Annotated in this window: 12 protein-coding genes and 1 pseudogene; 10 read left to right on the forward strand and 3 right to left on the reverse strand. The window is 70.0% G+C overall.

Annotated features, from left to right (window positions below; all coding sequences use genetic code 11):
* The first annotated feature begins 39 nt into the window (after window positions 1-39).
* The 10 genes and pseudogenes from LRS04_RS14155 (at window position 40) to LRS04_RS27970 (ending at window position 9,269) form a co-directional block, all read left to right on the forward strand.
* A complete protein-coding gene (locus LRS04_RS14155) occupies window positions 40-330 on the forward strand; it encodes a hypothetical protein (RefSeq protein WP_257816918.1) in 291 nt (96 codons plus the stop codon).
* 20 nt (window positions 331-350) lie between these two features.
* Complete coding sequence (locus tag LRS04_RS14160) at window positions 351-1,334, forward strand: mechanosensitive ion channel (protein WP_257816919.1); 984 nt, start codon at window positions 351-353, stop codon at window positions 1,332-1,334.
* Between the two features lie 92 nt (window positions 1,335-1,426).
* Window positions 1,427-2,431, forward strand: coding sequence for a nitronate monooxygenase family protein (locus LRS04_RS14165; RefSeq protein ID WP_257816920.1), 1,005 nt, complete (start codon window positions 1,427-1,429; stop codon window positions 2,429-2,431).
* A gap of 296 nt (window positions 2,432-2,727) precedes the next feature.
* On the forward strand, window positions 2,728-4,287 hold the full coding sequence (locus LRS04_RS14170) for an OprO/OprP family phosphate-selective porin (RefSeq protein ID WP_257816921.1): 1,560 nt from the start codon (window positions 2,728-2,730) through the stop codon (window positions 4,285-4,287).
* A gap of 16 nt (window positions 4,288-4,303) precedes the next feature.
* Entirely contained in the window at window positions 4,304-5,335 is a 1,032-nt protein-coding gene (locus LRS04_RS14175) for a sulfate ABC transporter substrate-binding protein (protein ID WP_257816922.1), read from the forward strand.
* 118 nt (window positions 5,336-5,453) lie between these two features.
* Window positions 5,454-6,482 (forward strand): sulfate ABC transporter substrate-binding protein, encoded by a 1,029-nt coding sequence (locus LRS04_RS14180; protein WP_257816923.1) that lies wholly within the window; start codon window positions 5,454-5,456, stop codon window positions 6,480-6,482.
* A complete protein-coding gene (gene cysT, locus LRS04_RS14185) occupies window positions 6,479-7,375 on the forward strand; it encodes a sulfate ABC transporter permease subunit CysT (protein WP_308238145.1) in 897 nt (298 codons plus the stop codon). The genes LRS04_RS14180 and cysT overlap by 4 nt, the downstream gene beginning before the upstream one ends.
* Window positions 7,376-7,428: 53 nt before the next feature.
* A complete protein-coding gene (cysW, locus tag LRS04_RS14190; protein ID WP_257819121.1) occupies window positions 7,429-8,226 on the forward strand; it encodes a sulfate ABC transporter permease subunit CysW in 798 nt (265 codons plus the stop codon).
* A gap of 64 nt (window positions 8,227-8,290) precedes the next feature.
* Window positions 8,291-8,764, forward strand: a pseudogene (locus tag LRS04_RS27965) (sulfate/molybdate ABC transporter ATP-binding protein); the annotation flags it as partial.
* 343 nt (window positions 8,765-9,107) lie between these two features.
* The gene (locus LRS04_RS27970; RefSeq protein WP_374577196.1) at window positions 9,108-9,269 is read left to right on the forward strand and encodes a hypothetical protein; all 162 of its coding nucleotides are present in this window, start codon (window positions 9,108-9,110) and stop codon (window positions 9,267-9,269) included.
* Between the two features lie 21 nt (window positions 9,270-9,290).
* Here LRS04_RS27970 and LRS04_RS14200 read toward each other — a convergent pair whose 3' ends face one another.
* From LRS04_RS14200 to LRS04_RS14210, 3 genes are all read right to left on the reverse strand, one after another.
* Window positions 9,291-10,286: a TerC family protein gene (locus tag LRS04_RS14200; protein WP_257816924.1), complete on the reverse strand. Its 996-nt coding sequence runs from the start codon at window positions 10,284-10,286 to the stop codon at window positions 9,291-9,293.
* 55 nt (window positions 10,287-10,341) lie between these two features.
* Entirely contained in the window at window positions 10,342-10,539 is a 198-nt protein-coding gene (locus LRS04_RS14205) for a YdcH family protein (protein ID WP_257816925.1), read from the reverse strand.
* A gap of 170 nt (window positions 10,540-10,709) precedes the next feature.
* Window positions 10,710-16,301: a Calx-beta domain-containing protein gene (locus LRS04_RS14210; protein ID WP_257816926.1), complete on the reverse strand. Its 5,592-nt coding sequence runs from the start codon at window positions 16,299-16,301 to the stop codon at window positions 10,710-10,712.
* Window positions 16,302-16,628 lie beyond the last annotated feature (327 nt).

Consider the following 16,628-nt stretch of genomic DNA (forward strand, 5'->3'; position numbering starts at 1 on the left):
CTATGGATTAGGGTCTAAAGGCCTGACCGCGAGGGACCCATGCCGACGCTGGACTACACCTACATCAGCAACCTGACGACGCAGTGGGGGCCGGCGCTGCTCGCCGCCATCGCCGTTTTGGTGGTCTCGCATTTCATCGCCAAGGCGGTGCAGTGGGGCGTGGCCCGGCTGATCGACCGCGCGCCCGGCATGAAGAAGCACAACGAGGGCGCGACGCCGAAGGAGACCACCGGCTATCAGCTCGGCCAGCTCGGCTACTGGCTGATCCTGCTGATCGGCGTGGTGGGCGCGCTCTCGATCCTTGGTCTCACCGAGATCGTCGCCCCCTGAACGGCCTGCTCATCGAGGTCATGGCCTTCCTGCCGAACCTCGTCGGCGCGATCGTCATATTCGTCGTCGGCGCGGTCGTGGCGACGCTCGCCCGCCGGGTCGTGGAGGCGGCGCTGAACGTCGCCCACGTGGACAGCTGGCTGGAGCGGGCCGGCCTCGCCCGGCTCACCGGCGCATCGGGCCTCGCCAGGACCTTCGGCACGCTCGTCTATGTGCTGATCATCATCCCAGTGACCATCGCGGCCCTCCAGCAGCTCGGCATCCGGGCGATCTCGGAGCCGGCGGTAGCGGTGCTGGCCACCGTGCTGGATTCCCTGCCCAGGCTGATCGCGGCGGCGATCGTGCTGGCCATCGCCTTCCTGATCGGCCGCTGGGTGGCGGGCCTCATCGAGCAGGTCCTGCCGTCGTTCGGCTTCGACCGCAGCCTGCAGGCCCTCGGCATCGGCGGCCCGGCCGCGGCGGATCCCGCCGACGCGCCGGAGGCCCCGCCGGCCGGCGGCATCACGCCGTCCAAGGTCGTGGCGCGCCTGGCGCTGGTGGCGATCATGCTGTTCTCGGCCGTGGAGGCCGCGCGCCTCCTGGCCTTCGCCGCCGTCGCCGTGATGCTGACCGAGGTGCTGGACCTGGCCGGCCACGTGCTGTTCGGCGGGGTGATCATCACGCTCGGCGTGCTGATCGGCAACTTCCTGGCCAACCTGCTCGACCGCTCGACCAACGGGGCGGACCAGTTCGCCTCGACCATCGTGCGCTGGGCGACCATTGCGCTCGCCACCGCCATGGGCCTGCAGTTCATGGGCATCGCCGACGAGATCGTGATCCTCGCCTTCGGCCTGGTGCTGGGCTCGGCGGCGGTGGCCGCGGCGCTCGCCTTCGGCATCGGCGGCCGCGAGACCGCCGGCCGGCTGCTGGAGAAGTGGACGAAGCAGGGGGAGACGCCGCCTGGCCGCGCGACGCCGGTGCGCCGTCCGCAGGTGCGCCCGCCGCCCCGGACGCCGAAAATCTGACTTGCCGGACGCGGCGGCAGGATTCCGACGCTTGCATCCCGCGTCCTGTTGCGCGTACAGTGTAAATCTAACGTCGATCCAAGGACCCCGCCATGGCCCTGCCGCCCGTGCTCCGTGACCGCCTTCGCCTGCCGGTGATCGGCTCGCCGCTGTTCATCATCTCCGGCCCCGACCTGGTGATCGCCCAGTGCAAGGCGGGCATCGTGGGCTCTTTCCCGGCGCTGAACGCGCGGCCCGCCAGCCTGCTCGACGAGTGGCTGCACCGGATCACCGAGGAACTGGCCGCCTGGGACCGCGACCACCCGGACACGCCGTCGGCGCCGTTCGCGGTGAACCACATCGTGCACAAGACCAACGACCGCCTCGAGCACGACATCGAGATGTCGACCAAGTGGAAGGCCCCGGTGGTGATCACCTCGCTCGGCGCCCGTGAGGACGTCAACGCCGCGGTCCACTCCTACGGCGGCGTGGTGCTGCACGACATCATCAACGACCGATTTGCCCGCAAGGCGGTGGAGAAGGGGGCCGACGGCCTGATCGCCGTGGCGGCCGGGGCCGGCGGCCACGCGGGCCAGCTCTCGCCCTTCGCCCTCGTCCAGGAGATCCGCGAGTGGTTCGACGGGCCGGTGGCGCTCTCGGGCTCGATCGCCAACGGCCACGCGATCCTCGGCGCCCAGGCCATGGGGGCGGACCTGGCCTATATCGGCTCGGCCTTCATCGCGACGGAGGAGGCCAATGCCGATCCCGCCTACAAGGACATGATCGTCGCCTCGGCCGGGGACGACATCGTCTATTCGAACCTCTTCACCGGCGTGCACGGCAACTACCTGAAGCCGTCGATCATCGCCGCGGGGCTCGACCCCAACGACCTGCCGCAGTCCGATCCCTCGCGGATGAACTTCGGCTCCGGCGGCAACCAGAAGGCCAAGGCCTGGCGCGACATCTGGGGCTGCGGCCAGGGGATCGGTGCGGTGAAGCACGTGCCCACCGCCGGCGAACTCGTCGCCCGCCTGTCCAGCGAGTACGAGGCCGCCAAGGCCCAGCTCGCCGCCAAGACCTCGCTGACCGCCGGCAAGGCGCTGCTCGCCGCGGAGTAGGCGCCAGGCGAACCCGCGCGCTATCAGGGCGCCGTCACCCCGGGGTGACGGCGCCCTTTTCCTTTGCGCCGCGCGCCGGCGTCGCGAAGTGTGTCCGGACCGTCATTCCAGCGTCGCAGAAGCTTCATCGACGCGCACTAGAAGCGTCATCGGGGGATGGTCCAGCCAGTCTTCCCAAGTCAAATCAATGCCGTAAGCGCCACTGTGAGAAAATCTCGGCGGCCTTCCAGTCTAAACCTACTTCACCGATATGAATTAGCGGGAATAAATCGATCCCGCCGCCGCAGGGAACACCCATGACCAAGCGACACATCCGTACGACCGCCCTGGCCCTCCTGCTCGGCAGCACGGCGCCCGCGGCCCTCGCCCAGGCGCTTCCGACCGCGCCGAAGCTCGGGGGCGGCATCTCGCAGGAGCAGGCGCTCGCCCTCTCCGCGCGCCTGGACGCCCTGGAGGCGCAGAACCGCGAGCTGCAGGACCAGATCGCCGACCTCAAGACCCGCTCCGCCGCCGGCGACCAGGCGATCCGCGAACAGGTCGCCGCCGAGCCGAAGGTCTCGCTCTCCAACGGCCGCCCGACCTTCACCAGCGCCGACGGCCGCTTCACCGCCTCGATCCGCGGCGTCGCGCAGCTCGACGCCACCCACTACGACCAGGATGCGCCCGGTCCGCTGGCCACCGACTACCGGCGCGGCTCGTTCGGGGACGCGACCGAGGCCGACCGGGCCCGTGACCTTTCGGACGGCCTGAACTTCCGCCGCGCCCGCCTCGGCATCGAAGGCAAGGCCTTCGGGGACTGGAACTACAACTTCCTCTTCGATTTCGGCGGCTCCGGCACGGAAGAGGCCGGGAAGATCAGCGCCCTCTATGTGGAATACGCCGGCCTGAAGCCGTTCCGTCTGCGCGCCGGCGCCTTCCCGCCGACCACGGGCCTCGAGGACGCGACCTCGAACAGCGCCTCGCTGTTCCTGGAACGCGCCGCGGTGGCGGAGCTCGTCCGGGGCCTGGCCGGAGGCGACGGCCGGGCGGCGGTGGCCCTCTACGCCGGCGGCGACCGCTGGACGGCGATGGGCGCCTTCACCGGCAACCTCGTCACCACCCAGACCTTCGACGAGCAACTGGGCTTCGTCGGCCGGGTCTCGTACCTGCCCTACAAGGCCGAGAATTCGCTGATCCACATCGGCGCCAACGCCAACCTGATCATCAACCCCGCGGCTACCGGGCCCGACGTCGAGCCCGCCGGCGCCGCCACGCCCATCCGCCTGCGCGAGCGGCCCGAGAACCGGGTCGATCCCACCCGCCTGGTCGACACGGGCTCCATCGACGCCGACGGCGTCACCGCGCTCGGCCTCGAGGCCGGCTGGCAGTACCGGAACTTCTCCCTCGCCGGCGAGCACTTCTGGCTCGACGTCGACCGGCGAACCGGCGCGCTGGAGAACCCGGACTTCTCCGGCTGGTACGTGCAGGGCGCCTGGACCATCACCGGCCAGCCGCGCCGCTACAACGCCGTCGCCGGCGGCTTCGACGCCCCGCGCGTGGAGAAGCCGTTCGACATCAAGGCCGGGACCTGGGGCGTCTGGGAGCTGGCCGCGCGCTACTCCACCCTCGACCTCGACTATGGCGCCGGGACGTCCGCCTCGCGGGTGTTCGGCGGCCGGCAGGACATCCTGACGATCGGCCTCAACTGGTACCCGAACAGCGTGGTCCGCTTCCTGGCCGACTTCCAGCACGTGGAGGTCGACCGGATCTCGCCCGGCGGCACAGCCTGGGGCGCGGGCGCGCTCACCCCGCCGGCCGGCGCCCAGGTCGGCCAGGATCTCAACATCTGGTCACTGCGAACGCAGTACGCCTTCTAGCCCCAAGGATGGAGCCATGAGCCAACCCCACCTCTCCAGACGCCGCCTCATCGCGGCCGGCGGCGTCGCCGCGTCCTCCCTCGCGTGGGGAGGTGGGGCCCTGGCTCAGGGCAAGCCGATCAAGCTCCTGAACGTCAGCTACGATCCGACGCGCGAGCTCTACAAGGAGATCAACGCCGAGTTCGCCCGGTACTGGAAGGGGCGGACCGGTCAGACGCTGGACCTCCAGCAGAGCCACGGCGGCTCGGGCCGCCAGGCCCGCTCGGTGATCGACGGCCTGCAGGCCGACGTGGTGACCCTGGCGCTCGCCGCCGACATCGACGAGATCGCCACGCGGGCGAAGCTGCTGCCGGCCAACTGGCAGAGCCGGCTGCCGAACAACTCGACGCCCTACACCTCGACGATCGTCTTCCTGACCCGCAAGGGCAACCCGTGGAAGATCCGGGACTGGGGGGACCTCGCGAAGCCTGGCGTAGAGGTGATCACGCCGAACCCGAAGACCTCGGGCGGCGCGCGGTGGAACTACCTGGCGGCCTGGGCCTGGGCGCTGCGCCAGCCGGGCGGCTCCCCGGCGACCGCGCAGGCGTTCCTGCAGAAGCTGTTCCGCAACGTCCCGGTCCTCGACACCGGCGCCCGCGGCTCGACCACCACCTTCGCGCAGCGCCGTCTCGGCGACGTGCTGCTGGCCTGGGAGAACGAGGCCTATCTGACGCTCGAGGAGTTCGGCCCGAACTTCGACATCGTCTACCCGTCGGTGTCGATCCTTGCCGAGCCTCCGGTGGCCCTGGTCGACCGCAACGTCGACAAGCACAAGACCCGCGTCGTGGCCGAGGGCTACCTGAACTTCCTCTACAGCCCCCTGGCCCAGGACCTGATCGGCAAGCACCACTTCCGGCCCCGCAACGCCGCGGCCCTGGCCAAGTACCGGTCGAAGTTCCGCCAGATCCCGCTCGTCACCATCGATGACACCTTCGGCGGCTGGAAGCGGGCCCAGGCGACCCACTTCGCCGACGGCGGGGTGTTCGACCGGATCTACCAGCCCGGTTGATTGTGAAGCTGCGCGACGGGCGGCCTGCGCAGGGTTAGAAAAACTCGGGTCGCTTCCACGCTTATTCCGAGTGTCCGACTTGGGATTAGAGGTAGAAGCGTCGTCGAGGACCTGATCCATGACCAGCCCCCTGTCGCGACGAACCCTCCTTGCCGCCGGCGCCGCGAGCCTGGCCGCCGCCTGCTCGCCAGGAGGCGGGGGCGGCGGATCCGCGGGCGGCGTCAAGATCCTGAACGTCAGCTACGACCCGACGCGGGAGCTCTACAAGGAGATCAACGCCGCCTTCGCCGCCGACTGGAAGCAGAAGCACGCCGGCCAGACGGTGACGATCGAGCAGAGCCACGGCGGCTCGGGCAAGCAGGCCCGCGCCGTGATCGACGGCCTGCAGGCCGACGTGGTGACCCTGGCCCTCGGCGGCGACATCGACGAGATCGCCAGCCGCGCGAAGCTGCTGCCGCCCGACTGGCAGAGCCGCCTGCCGGACAACTCGACCCCCTACACCTCGACGATCGTGTTCCTGGTCCGCAAGGGCAATCCGAAGGGCATCCAGGACTGGCCGGACCTGATCAAGCCCGGCGTCGGCGTGATCACGCCCAACCCGAAGACCTCCGGCGGCGCGCGCTGGGGCTATCTGGCGGCGTGGGCGCACGGCCTGAAGGCCGGTGGAGAGCCGGCCGCGCGGACCTATGTCCAGGCGCTCTTCCGGAACGTGCCCGTGCTCGACACCGGCGCGCGCGGGTCGACCACGACCTTTGCCCAGCGCGGCATCGGCGACGTCCTGCTCACCTGGGAGAACGAGGCCTATCTGACGCTCGACGAGTTCGGCCCGAACTTCGACATCGTCTATCCGTCGAGCTCGATCCTGGCCGAGCCGCCGGTCGCCCTGATCGACCGCAACGTCGACAAGAAGGGCACGCGCGCGGTGGCCCAGGCCTATCTGGAGTTCCTGTACACGGCGCCCGCCCAGGAGATCATCGGCAAGCACCACTTCCGGCCGCGCGATCCCACCGCCCTGGCCAAGTACGGTGCGGCGTTCAAGCCGATGCCGCTGGTGACCATCGCCGATCCGTTCGGCGGCTGGGCCAAGGCCCAGGCCGACCACTTCGCCGACGGCGCGGTGTTCGACCAGATCTACAAGCCGGCGTGACCGTGGACTCCCGCTACTACGCCGCGCCGATCGACCGGCCGCCGCCGCCCAGGCGGGCGCGGCGGTTCCGGTTCGTGGAGCCGTCGATCCTGCCGGGCTTCGGGCTCTCCTTCGGCTTCGTGGTGATCTATCTCAGCCTGATCGTGCTGATCCCGCTGGCGGCGCTGGCGCTCAGGCCCTGGGAGATCGGGCTCGACGGCGTGATCCGCACGCTCACCGACCCGCGGGTCGCCTCGGCGCTCAGGATCAGCTTTGGTCTGTCCCTGGCCGCCGCCGTCGTGAATGCGCCGCTCGGCCTGCTGATCGCCTGGACGCTCACGCGCTACGAGTTCCCGGGCCGCCGGATCCTCGACGCCCTCGTGGACCTGCCGTTCGCGCTGCCGACCGCGGTAGCCGGCATCGCGCTCACCACCCTCTATGCGCCGACCGGCGCGCTGGGTTCGCTCTTCGCCCAGATCGGCGTCAAGACCGCCTATTCGCAGCTCGGCATCTTCATCGCCCTGGTCTTTATCGGTCTGCCGTTCGTCGTCCGCTCGGTCCAGCCGCTCTTGCAGGACCTGGACCGCGAGGTGGAGGAGGCGGCCCGCACCCTCGGCGCCACCGACTTCCAGCGGATCTTCCGCGTCGTCCTGCCGACGCTCCTGCCGGCCCTGATCAGCGGCGTGACGCTCGCCTTCGCCCGCGCGGTCGGCGAGTACGGCTCGGTGATCTTCATCGCCGGCAACATGCCGCTGAAGACCGAGATCGCGCCCCTGCTGATCGTCATCAAGCTGGAGCAGTACGACTACGCCGGAGCCGCCGCCATCGGCCTGGCCATGGTGCTGATCTCCTTCGGGGCGCTGATCGCGGTCAACGCGCTCCAGCTCTTCCTCGCCGGGCGGGGCCGCAAGTGAGCCGGTCCTCGTCGCCCGGCTTCCGGGTCTATCTCCCCGGGCTCGCGCCCCTGATGCTGCTGGCCTCCGTGGCGGCCATGGGGGCGCTGGTCGTCCTGCCGCTCGGCATCGTCTTCAAGGAGGCGCTCGCCCAGGGCTGGCAGGCGGCGTTCCAGGCGCTGCAGGACCCGGACGCCATCGCCGCCATCCAGCTCACCCTCATCGTGGCGGCGATCTCGGTGCCGCTGAACGCCGTCTTCGGCCTGGCGGCGGCCTGGTGCATCGCGAGGTTCGAGTTCCGCGGGAAGAGCGCGCTTCTGACCCTGATCGACCTGCCATTCTCGGTGTCGCCGGTGGTCTCGGGCCTGGTCTGGGTGCTGCTGTTCGGGGCCCAGGGCTATTTCGGGCCCTGGCTGATGGAGCACGACGTGAAGATCATCTTCGCGCTGCCCGGCCTGGTGCTGGCCACCATCCTGGTGACCTTCCCGTTCGTCGCCCGCGAGCTCATTCCGCTGATGCAGGAACAGTCCGCCGACGAGGAGGCCGCGGCGCTCACGCTCGGCGCGGGCGGCTTCACGACCTTCTGGAAGGTGACACTTCCCAACATCAAGTGGGCGCTGCTCTACGGCGTCCTGCTCTGCAACGCGCGGGCGATGGGCGAATTCGGCGCCGTCTCGGTGGTCTCCGGCCACATCCGGGGCGCCACCAACACCCTGCCGCTCCACGTCGAGGTGCTCTACAATGACTATGAATCCGTCGGCGCGTTCACAGCGGCGTCCGTCCTCGCCGGACTCGGCCTTGTCACGCTCATCCTCAAGACCGCTCTCGAATGGCGTCACTCCGGTGAACTTTCAGCCAGCCGCCGACACTAGTCCGCTGTCGCTCGAGATCCGCGGGGTCTCGAAATCCTTCGGCCGCTTCCCGGCGCTGAAGGAGGTGTCGCTGCAGGCCCGGGACAAGGAGTTCCTGGCCCTGCTGGGCCCCTCCGGCTCGGGCAAGACCACCCTCCTGCGCGTGCTGGCCGGGCTGGAGACGCCGGACGCCGGCGAGGTCAGCTTCGGCGGCGAGGACTTCCTGTCGCTGCCGGTGCGCAAGCGCCGTGTGGGCATGGTCTTCCAGCACTACGCGCTCTTCCGGCACATGACGGTGGCCCAGAACATAGCCTTCGGCCTGACCGTGCGGCCCCGCAAGGAGCGGCCGGGCAAGTCGGAGGTCGCCGACCGGGTCCGCGACCTGCTCTCCCTCGTCCAGCTCGAAGGACTGGAGAAGCGCTATCCGGCCCAGCTCTCCGGCGGCCAGCGGCAGCGCGTGGCGCTGGCCCGGGCGCTGGCCATCGAGCCCAGGATGCTGCTGCTCGACGAGCCGTTCGGCGCCCTGGACGCCCAGGTGCGCCGCGAGCTGCGCCGCTGGCTGCGCGAGCTGCACGAGCGGACCGGCGTCACCACCGTCTTCGTCACCCACGACCAGGAGGAGGCGCTCGACCTCGCCGACCGGGTGGCGATCCTGAAGGACGGCGAGTTGGTCCAGCTCGGCACCCCCGAACGAGGTCTACGAGAACCCGGCGACGCCCTTCGTCTACGACTTCCTGGGCGCCGCCTGCCGGCTGCCGGGCGTGGTCGACGGCGAGCGCCTGACCGTCGCCGACTGGGAGACCGTCGCGCCGAAGGGCGCCCAGCAGGGCCCGGTCGAGGTCTTCTTCCGCCCCGACGAGGTGGCCTTCGCGCCCGCCGACGGCGCGGGACTGGCCGGCGAGGTGAAGGCGGTCGCCCAGCGTGGCCCGGACGTCCGCATCGAGTGCGTCATCGAGGGCCAGCTCTTCGAGCTCGAGGCCCACAGCCCGACCCTGCCGCCCGGCGTGGCGCCGGGCCTGTCGATCCGGGTCAAGCCGATGCGGCCGCGGGTCTATCCGGTCTAGCCGACCGCCCGGCGTGCCGCGCTATCCCGGCCCGGGTTCCACCGCGGCCGGGCCGGGCGCCCGCGTCTTCCACACCGACCAAGCGATGCCGGCGGCGAGCAGCGCGCCGGTGACGGCGAGCGACACCGGGGCGGGGAACTTCTCCCAGCCCATCGCCTCGGCGAAGAACACCTTGCCGCCGATGAACACCAGGAGCGCCGCCAGCGCCTGCTTCAGGTAGGCGAACCTCGCCACGACCGCGGCCAGCGCGAAATAGAGCGCACGGAGGCCGAGGATCGCGAAGATGTTGGACGTGTAGACGATGTAGGGGTCGGTGGTGATCGAGAAGATCGCCGGCACCGAGTCCACGGCGAAGACCAAGTCTGCGAACTCCACCATCAGCAGGGCCATGAACAGCGGCGTGGCGAACCAGACGAGGCGGCCGTCCCGCCCGGGCGCCTTGGCGAAAAATCGATGGCCGTGGAAGCCCTCTGTCAGCCGGATCCGGGCGGCCAGCCAGCGGTAGACCCGGCTGTCGCGGGGATCCTTCGGCGCCCCGTCGCTGACGAACATCTTCACGCCCATCAGGATGAGGAAGGCGGCGAAGATCCACAGCACCCAGCCGAAGCTGGCGACCAGGGCGGCGCCCAGGCCGATCATCACGCCGCGCAGCACGATGACGCCCAGGATGCCCCAGAACAGCACGCGGTGCTGGTAGGCCCGGGGAACGGCGAAGGCGGCGAAGATGGTGGCGATGACGAAGATGTTGTCGAGGGCCAGGCTCTTCTCGATGAGGAAGCCGGTGACGTACTCGAGGCCGGATTCGCGGCCGAGCTGGAACCAGACCCAGCCCCCGAAGGCGAGGCCGAGCGAGAGATAGCCGGCGGAGAGCAGCAGGCTCTCGCGGACTCCGATCTCGTGCTGGTCGCGATGCAGCACGCCGAGGTCGAGGACGAGCAGGATGGCGACGAGGCCGGCGAACGCCAGCCACATCCAGAGCGGCTGGCCGAGCACGGCCGCCGTGAGCATGTCGAGCATGTTGTGATCCGTGGGACTGAGGGGGAGGGCGACGCAAGGCCGCCCTCCGGTCAGGTCAGGCGCGACCGATCCGCAGCGTGACCGGCGCAAGGCCGGCCTCGGCGAGGTGGAGCTCGTCCTTGAGCTCCAGCCTTCGGCGCTTGAGGTCCTGCAGGATCAGGGCGTCGGGATTGGCCCTTCGCTGCTCGTCGCGGATCAGATCGTCGAGCTGCCGATGCAGCCGACGCAGCCTTTGGATTCGGCATTGTTGCATATGCTCCTCCGTTTGGAGGCGCACCCGGGAGCCGCAGCTCAGGAGATGACAACGGACCCCAGGCGCACCTGCACGGTCCGACATCACGATCGCGGTCGATCGTCAGAGGGGCCCGGTCCCGCCCTCTTCAGATGGCGCCTTAAGGAAGCTTCGCAAGGGGCGTCCCGACACTACTGCACGATCCAGTCCCCCGCGCCGAGCTGGCCCGGCGCCACGCCGACGAGGGTGGTGACGGTGATCGGCCAGTCGCCGTTGGCGTTCGGCCCGTCCATGTCGACGATCACCTGGGTCCCGCCATTCGCCGCCTGCAGGATCAGCCACCCGTCGGCCACGGGGTTCGTGCCCGCGTAGCCCGCCTGGTCGAAGAGGCCGCGCAGGTCGATCTTATCGGTCCCCGGCGTGAAGTCGGTGATCTGGCCGGCGTTCCACACCGGGTTGGCGAACACGAAGTGGTCCGCACCCCCCGCGCCGGTCAGCCGATCGGGGCCCTGGCCGGCGTTGAGGGTGTCGTCCCCGGCCGTGCCGGTAAGGGTGTCGCCCCACTGGGATGAATTGAACACCTGGCCTGCGCCGCTCGGCGGCGGCGCGTCGTCGTCGTCGTCGGTGATCGTGCCGGTGGCCGTGGCGGTCCCCAGCGTCGTGCCGGACGAAGGCGAGGCGAGGGTGACGGTGAAGGTCTCGCCCGGCTCGGCGGTCGCGTCGCCGGCGACGTTCACGACGATCGTCTTGCTGGTCTCGCCGGCGCCGAAAGTGACCGTGCCGGAGGGCAGAGCGCCGCCAGCGAAGTCGTCCGCCGACGCCGGGTTTGCACCGGAGCCAGCCACGGTCCAGCTGGCGGAGGAGGTCCCGCTCGTCGCGCCCGTGCGGGTGACCGTGAAGCTGAAGGCGGTCGAGCCGGAGTCCCCTTCCGCCAGCGACAGGGTGGTGGTGGTGAGCGAGACCTGCGCGCTGCTGGCGGGCGGCGGCGTGGTTCCGCTGCTACCCAAGAGCTGGGCCCATGTGAGGCCGGCCGGGTTCACGCCCTGCAGGGTCGTGACGTGGAAGGGCCAGTCGCCGCTGTTCGGCGCGTCGCGGTCGAAGAACACCTGCGTGCCCCCGGCCCCGTCGCTGTCCAGCCGCATCCGGCCGTCGGCGATCGGGTCGGTCCCGGTGTAGCCGCTCGCCTGGAAGACCGCCGAGAGGTCGAGGCGGTCCGTGCCGACCACGAAGTCGGTGATCTTGCCGGCGCTCCAGGGCAGGGCCCTGAAGGCGAAGGAGTCAGCGCCCGCGCCGCCGGTGAGCGTGTCGGCGCCCTGGCTGGCGTTGATCGTGTCGTCGCCGGCGCCGGCCGTGACCGTCGAGCCGGGGCCGGGCGAGTTGTAGACCTGGCCGGAGCCGGACGGCGGCGGCGAGGTGCTGTCGTCGTTGGTGATCGTGCCCGTCGCGGTCGCGGCGCCCAGGGTCGTGCCGGACGACGGCGAGGCCAGCGTCAGGGTGAAGGTCTCGCTGGACTCGGCCGCCGTGTCGCCGGCGACCTGGACGGTGAGGGTCTTGGTGGTCTCGCCGGCGGCGAAGGTCAGCGTGCCGGACGGCAGGGCGCCGCCGGCGAAGTCGGCGGCGGTGGCGGGATTGCTCCCAGAGCCGGTCACCGACCAGGTCACCGTCGAGCTGCCGCTGGTCGATCCCGATCGGCTGACCGTGAAGCTGAAGGCCGTCGATCCGCTGTCGCCCTCGGCAAATGAGAGGCTGGTCGTCGTCAGGGAGACCTGCGATCCGGTTGGAGCCGGGGGCGGATTGCTCGCGCCGCCGCCGGAGAGCTGGGCCCAGGTGACGCCCGTGACGCCCTGGAGCTTGATGATATAGTTCGGCCATTGCTGGCCGGTGGCCGTCCCGTCCCGGTCGAACAGCACGAGGGTGTCGGCGCCCTGGGCGAGGAGGCTGATGTACTTGTCGGCCACGGGATCGGAGCCGGTGTAGCCGGCGGCCTGGAACAGGGCGGAAAGATCCAGCTTGTCGGTTCCGGCCACGAAATCGGTGACGGTGGCCGGCGACCAGGGCTCCTTCGTCCAGGTGAACTTGTCGGCGCCTGCGCCGCCGGTGAGCACGTCGGCGCCCTGGCTGGCGTTGATCGTGTCGTTGCCGGGCCCCGCCACCACCGTCGAGCCGGGGCCGGGTGAGGTGAAGACCTGGCCGCCGGACCCGCCAACCGGGGGCGGCGTATTGGGCTCCAGCTCGCCGTTCGTCCGCCAGCTGTCGTACATGTCGTAATAGGCATGGCCGATGGCGACATGCGCCGCCGCCGTGAAGTGCAGCCCATCCGCCTGGACCGGCAGGCCGCCGGCGTCATAGCTGACGGCGTAGGGATCGGCCTGGTCGACGTCGGCCTGGGCGGTCCGCACCTGGCTCGAGTAGGGCGGCGAGGCGGTGATCTGGAAGAAGCCGATCCGCCCGTCGCCGTCGTGCAGCCACTCCTCGCGGATCGCCTGGAAGAGCCCACTGAGGTTCTGAGCGTATTCGGCGGAGGTCGTGGCGTAGTTGGCGTCCTCTTCGCCCTGGCCCCAGAACACCGCGACGGGACGGGCGCCGCCCAGCGTGTCCGCGGCGTCGGCGATCATCGCGGCCGTCCGGTCGAACAGCTCGCCGTTGCTGGCTGGCGACCAGTCCACGACGCCCGCGCCCTCATCGATCTGCGTGCCGCCCCAGGCCGCCTTGATGATCCGCAGCACCTCGGTTGGATGCTCCGCCCGGAAGTCGAGGGCGAACTGCACCTCGGCCGCCCAGGCCTCGGACAACTGGCCGTAGCCGGTGTTGGCGCCCGGATCCATCTCGACCCAGGTGCTGGTGGAAGGGTCCCAGATCAGCGTCAGGGGATCGGGCTCCCAGGCTTCGACCAGCGTCGACCGGTCCATGTAGGCCCCGCCCGCATTGGACTGGCCGGCGAACACCACCAGCGTGCCCGTCTCCGTGGGCGGCGGGGGGGCGCTGTCGTCGTCGGTGATCGTGCCGGTGGCCGCGCTGCCGCTGACGGTCGCGCCGCTGGCGCCGGAGAGAGTCAGCCTGAACGTCTCGTTCGGCTCGACGGTGGTGTCGCCCGCCACCTGGACGGTGATGGTCTTGCTGGTCTCCCCGGCCGCGAAGGTCAGCGTGCCGGAGGGCAGGGCGGCGCCGGCGAAGTCCGCCGCGCTGGCGGGGTTGGCGCCGGAGCCGGTGACCGACCAGTTCACCGTCGAGGCGCCGCTCGTGTCGCCGGTGCGGGTCACGGTGTAGGCGAAGGCGGTCGAGCCGCTGTCGCCCTCCGCCAGGGTGAGGGAGCTCTGCGCGAAGGCGAGCGTCGGCTGGGTGGGCGTCGGGCCGCCGCCGCCGGTGTCGTCGTCGGTGATGAAGCCCGTGGCGGTGGCCTGGCCCAGCTTGGCGCCGACCGGGTTCACCAGGGTGACCAGGAACTCCTCGTTGGCCTCGGCGGTGGCGTCGCCGGCCACCCAGACCTGCACATAGGCGGTGGTCTGGTTGATCTCGAAGGTGACCGTGCCGGACGGCAGGACGTCGCCTTCGAAGTCCAGCGCCGTGGCGGGGTTCGCCCCCTGGCCGCGGACCTGCCAGCCGACGGTCACCTTCTCAGACTGGTCCCAGTCGCGGATGACTGTGAAGGTGTAGAGCGTGCCGCCCGCGTCGCCCTCCTCGTGCGTCACCCCGGCCATCGGGCCGATGGAGACCACGGCGTTGATCCCGCGCGGCGGGTTGATCACGTCGTAGAGCTGTTGCTGGCCGGAGGGGGTGGTGGCGATCACCTCGCCGTTGGCGGTCACGCCGGTGAAGTCGCCGGCCACCTCGCGCGCCGGGCCGTACCAACCCTTGCCGTCGTAGGCGAAGGCGTCGTAGGCGCGGCCCATGGTGTCGCCGTCCGGCGTCTCCCAGGAGGCCGCGAAGCCGCCGTTCTTCAGGGCGACGATGTCGATGTCCCCGCGCGAGACCCCCAGCTCGTGCTTGGTGAAGGTCCCCCTCGCGGGATCGAAGATCATCACCCAGGCGGTCGGCTCGCCGCCGTCGGGCATCATGTAGGCGAGCGCCACCTTGCCGTCGGTGAGCCAGGTCCCCGAGCCCGTGAAGACCCGGCTGTCGCCGGCCATCAAGGGCGTCGCCTCGCCGAGCGTCTGGCCGTTCGACACGGCGCCGAACACCGCGCCGGCGTCCTCCCAGATCACGAAGGCCTGGCCGGAGGGGAGCGTGGTGGGCTTGGCGTCGTGGACCTCGATCTTCGCCGTCGTGACGGCCTGGCCTGAGCCGTCGAAGACGACGGGCGCGTTCGTCGCCCCGCTGGTCAGGCCGCCGTCGTTGCGCATCGTCGCGGCCGGCGGCTCCGGCGTGCCGGTCTCGGTGACCGTCGAGCCGTCCGCCAGCTCGTAGGCCCGCACGTAGTCGATCTTCATCTCGGCGGGAAACTGCAGGGAATTTGGCTCGCCGCCCCAGCCGCCGACCGCCAGATTGACGATCATCGCCATGGGCTGGTCCCAGTTGGCGGGGGTCGTCGTCTGCATCACCGCGACGCCGTCGAAGTAGAAGGTCACCTGGGTGGGCGTCCACAGCATGCCGTAGGTGTGCATGCCGGTCGGATCGACCTTGTAGCCGTTGTCGTAGAGGTTCTCCGACCCGCCCCAGGCGCGGCGGTAGTCGACGTTCGGCGTGGCGGCCAGGCCCTCCATGATGTCGGCTTCGACCTGGGCCGCGTAGGGGAAGGGGATCATCCAGAACGCCGGCCAGGCGCCGAGCGCGCTCGGCAGCTCGGCGCGCATCTCGAAGTAGCCGTACTGCTGCTCGAAGATGCCGAAGGTGTTGAGCATCCCCGACGAATATTCGCGGCCCCAGGCCGCCTCGCGGTCGCTGTCCTCCAGCCGCTCGGCCCGGATCGTCAGCAGGCCGCCGGAGACCGACAGGGCGTCGTAGTTGTCGAACTGCCGCTCGCCCTGGCCGTAGAAGTTGTGGGTCGTATAGACCTGCCGCTCTCCGTTCGAAGTCAGCGTATAGGCCCACTCGTCGCGCAGGTTGCCGCCGAAGTCCGAGCGCCACTGGCCGGTCTGCAGCGAGTGGTCGTAGACCTGCAGGCTGTCGAACTCGTCGTGGAAGGTGAGCTCGCCCAGCAGCGACGTGTCGAGCGGCAGCAGGAACTGCCGGTCCTGGAAGCTCTCGAGCGTCTCGTCCCGGAAGGTCAGGGTCTCGGTCGCCGACAACTTCAGGACGACGTCGTCGCCATCCTCGGTCATCGCCTCGCGGATGTCTTCGGCGGTCTCGAACCCGTAGCCCCAGAGCTGGAGCTGGCTGTTGCCGTTCCAGTTGTAGATCACGTCCGAGCCCTCGCCGGCCCGGACCATGAAGGTCGTCCGCTGGATCGCGCCGCCGACCAGCACATCGTCGCCGCCCGCGCCCCACACGAAGTGGGTGTTGTCGTCGACGATGATCAGGTTCGCGAGGTCGTTGCCGACCGCATAGTTGAGCTGACCGTTGACGATCAGGTTCTCGACGTTCGGCGCCAGCTTGATCGACGTCCAGCCGATCATGGTGTCGACGCCGCCGTCGGCCTGTTCGACGACGCGGTCGGTCGGGTGGGTGATCCAGTGGCGGTTGTCGAGGTTGTTGCCGATCAGCAGATCGCCGCCGCCCTCGCCCGACAGCGAGGAGTGTCCGGCCGGCGCATTGATCGTCTCGTTACCCGCCGAGGTGCCCGCCACGCGCGCCTGTTCGGCCGCGCTCTCGGGCATCGCGATCCCCCGCGAGTTGTAATAAGTCATACGCCAGCTCCACCGATACGGCGGAAGAGAACACCTTGATCGGCCGTAGGTTCAGCGTGGCCGTGGCACATTTGAGTGTTGTGTATGCGTGAGCTTGGGGCGCCAGAGATCTGAAGTTTTGCGTTGGGGCGGATGTAGAAGCCGCGCCGCTGATCTGAAGCTTCGCCGTAGATGCGGTGAAGCTTGCCGGATTTCACTGAGCGGGGGCGGGTCGGGAACCGTCATGCAGCGCGCGCGTTGCATGCGCATGTCGACTATCCGACATAAGGAGCTCTCAGAGCTCACCGGGCCGGAGCGGGCCGCCCGCTACCGTGAGCTGGCCGACGC

Source organism: Phenylobacterium sp. J367, from assembly GCF_024699985.1.
Classification (GTDB): Bacteria; Pseudomonadota; Alphaproteobacteria; order Caulobacterales; family Caulobacteraceae; genus Phenylobacterium.

Bases quoted from the DNA above. Each gene is read 5' to 3' on its own strand.
- LRS04_RS14205 (WP_257816925.1), bottom strand. From the start codon at position 10,539: ATGCAACAATGCCGAATCCAAAGGCTGCGTCGGCTGCATCGGCAGCTC.
- LRS04_RS14165 (WP_257816920.1), top strand. From the start codon at position 1,427: ATGGCCCTGCCGCCCGTGCTCCGTGACCGCCTTCGCCTGCCGGTGATC.
- LRS04_RS14180 (WP_257816923.1), top strand. From the start codon at position 5,454: ATGACCAGCCCCCTGTCGCGACGAACCCTCCTTGCCGCCGGCGCCGCG.
- LRS04_RS14175 (WP_257816922.1), top strand. From the start codon at position 4,304: ATGAGCCAACCCCACCTCTCCAGACGCCGCCTCATCGCGGCCGGCGGC.
- LRS04_RS14170 (WP_257816921.1), top strand. From the start codon at position 2,728: ATGACCAAGCGACACATCCGTACGACCGCCCTGGCCCTCCTGCTCGGC.
- LRS04_RS14210 (WP_257816926.1), bottom strand. From the start codon at position 16,301: ATGACTTATTACAACTCGCGGGGGATCGCGATGCCCGAGAGCGCGGCC.
- LRS04_RS14160 (WP_257816919.1), top strand. From the start codon at position 351: ATGGCCTTCCTGCCGAACCTCGTCGGCGCGATCGTCATATTCGTCGTC.
- LRS04_RS14155 (WP_257816918.1), top strand. From the start codon at position 40: ATGCCGACGCTGGACTACACCTACATCAGCAACCTGACGACGCAGTGG.
- LRS04_RS14200 (WP_257816924.1), bottom strand. From the start codon at position 10,286: ATGCTCGACATGCTCACGGCGGCCGTGCTCGGCCAGCCGCTCTGGATG.
- cysW (WP_257819121.1), top strand. From the start codon at position 7,429: ATGCTGCTGGCCTCCGTGGCGGCCATGGGGGCGCTGGTCGTCCTGCCG.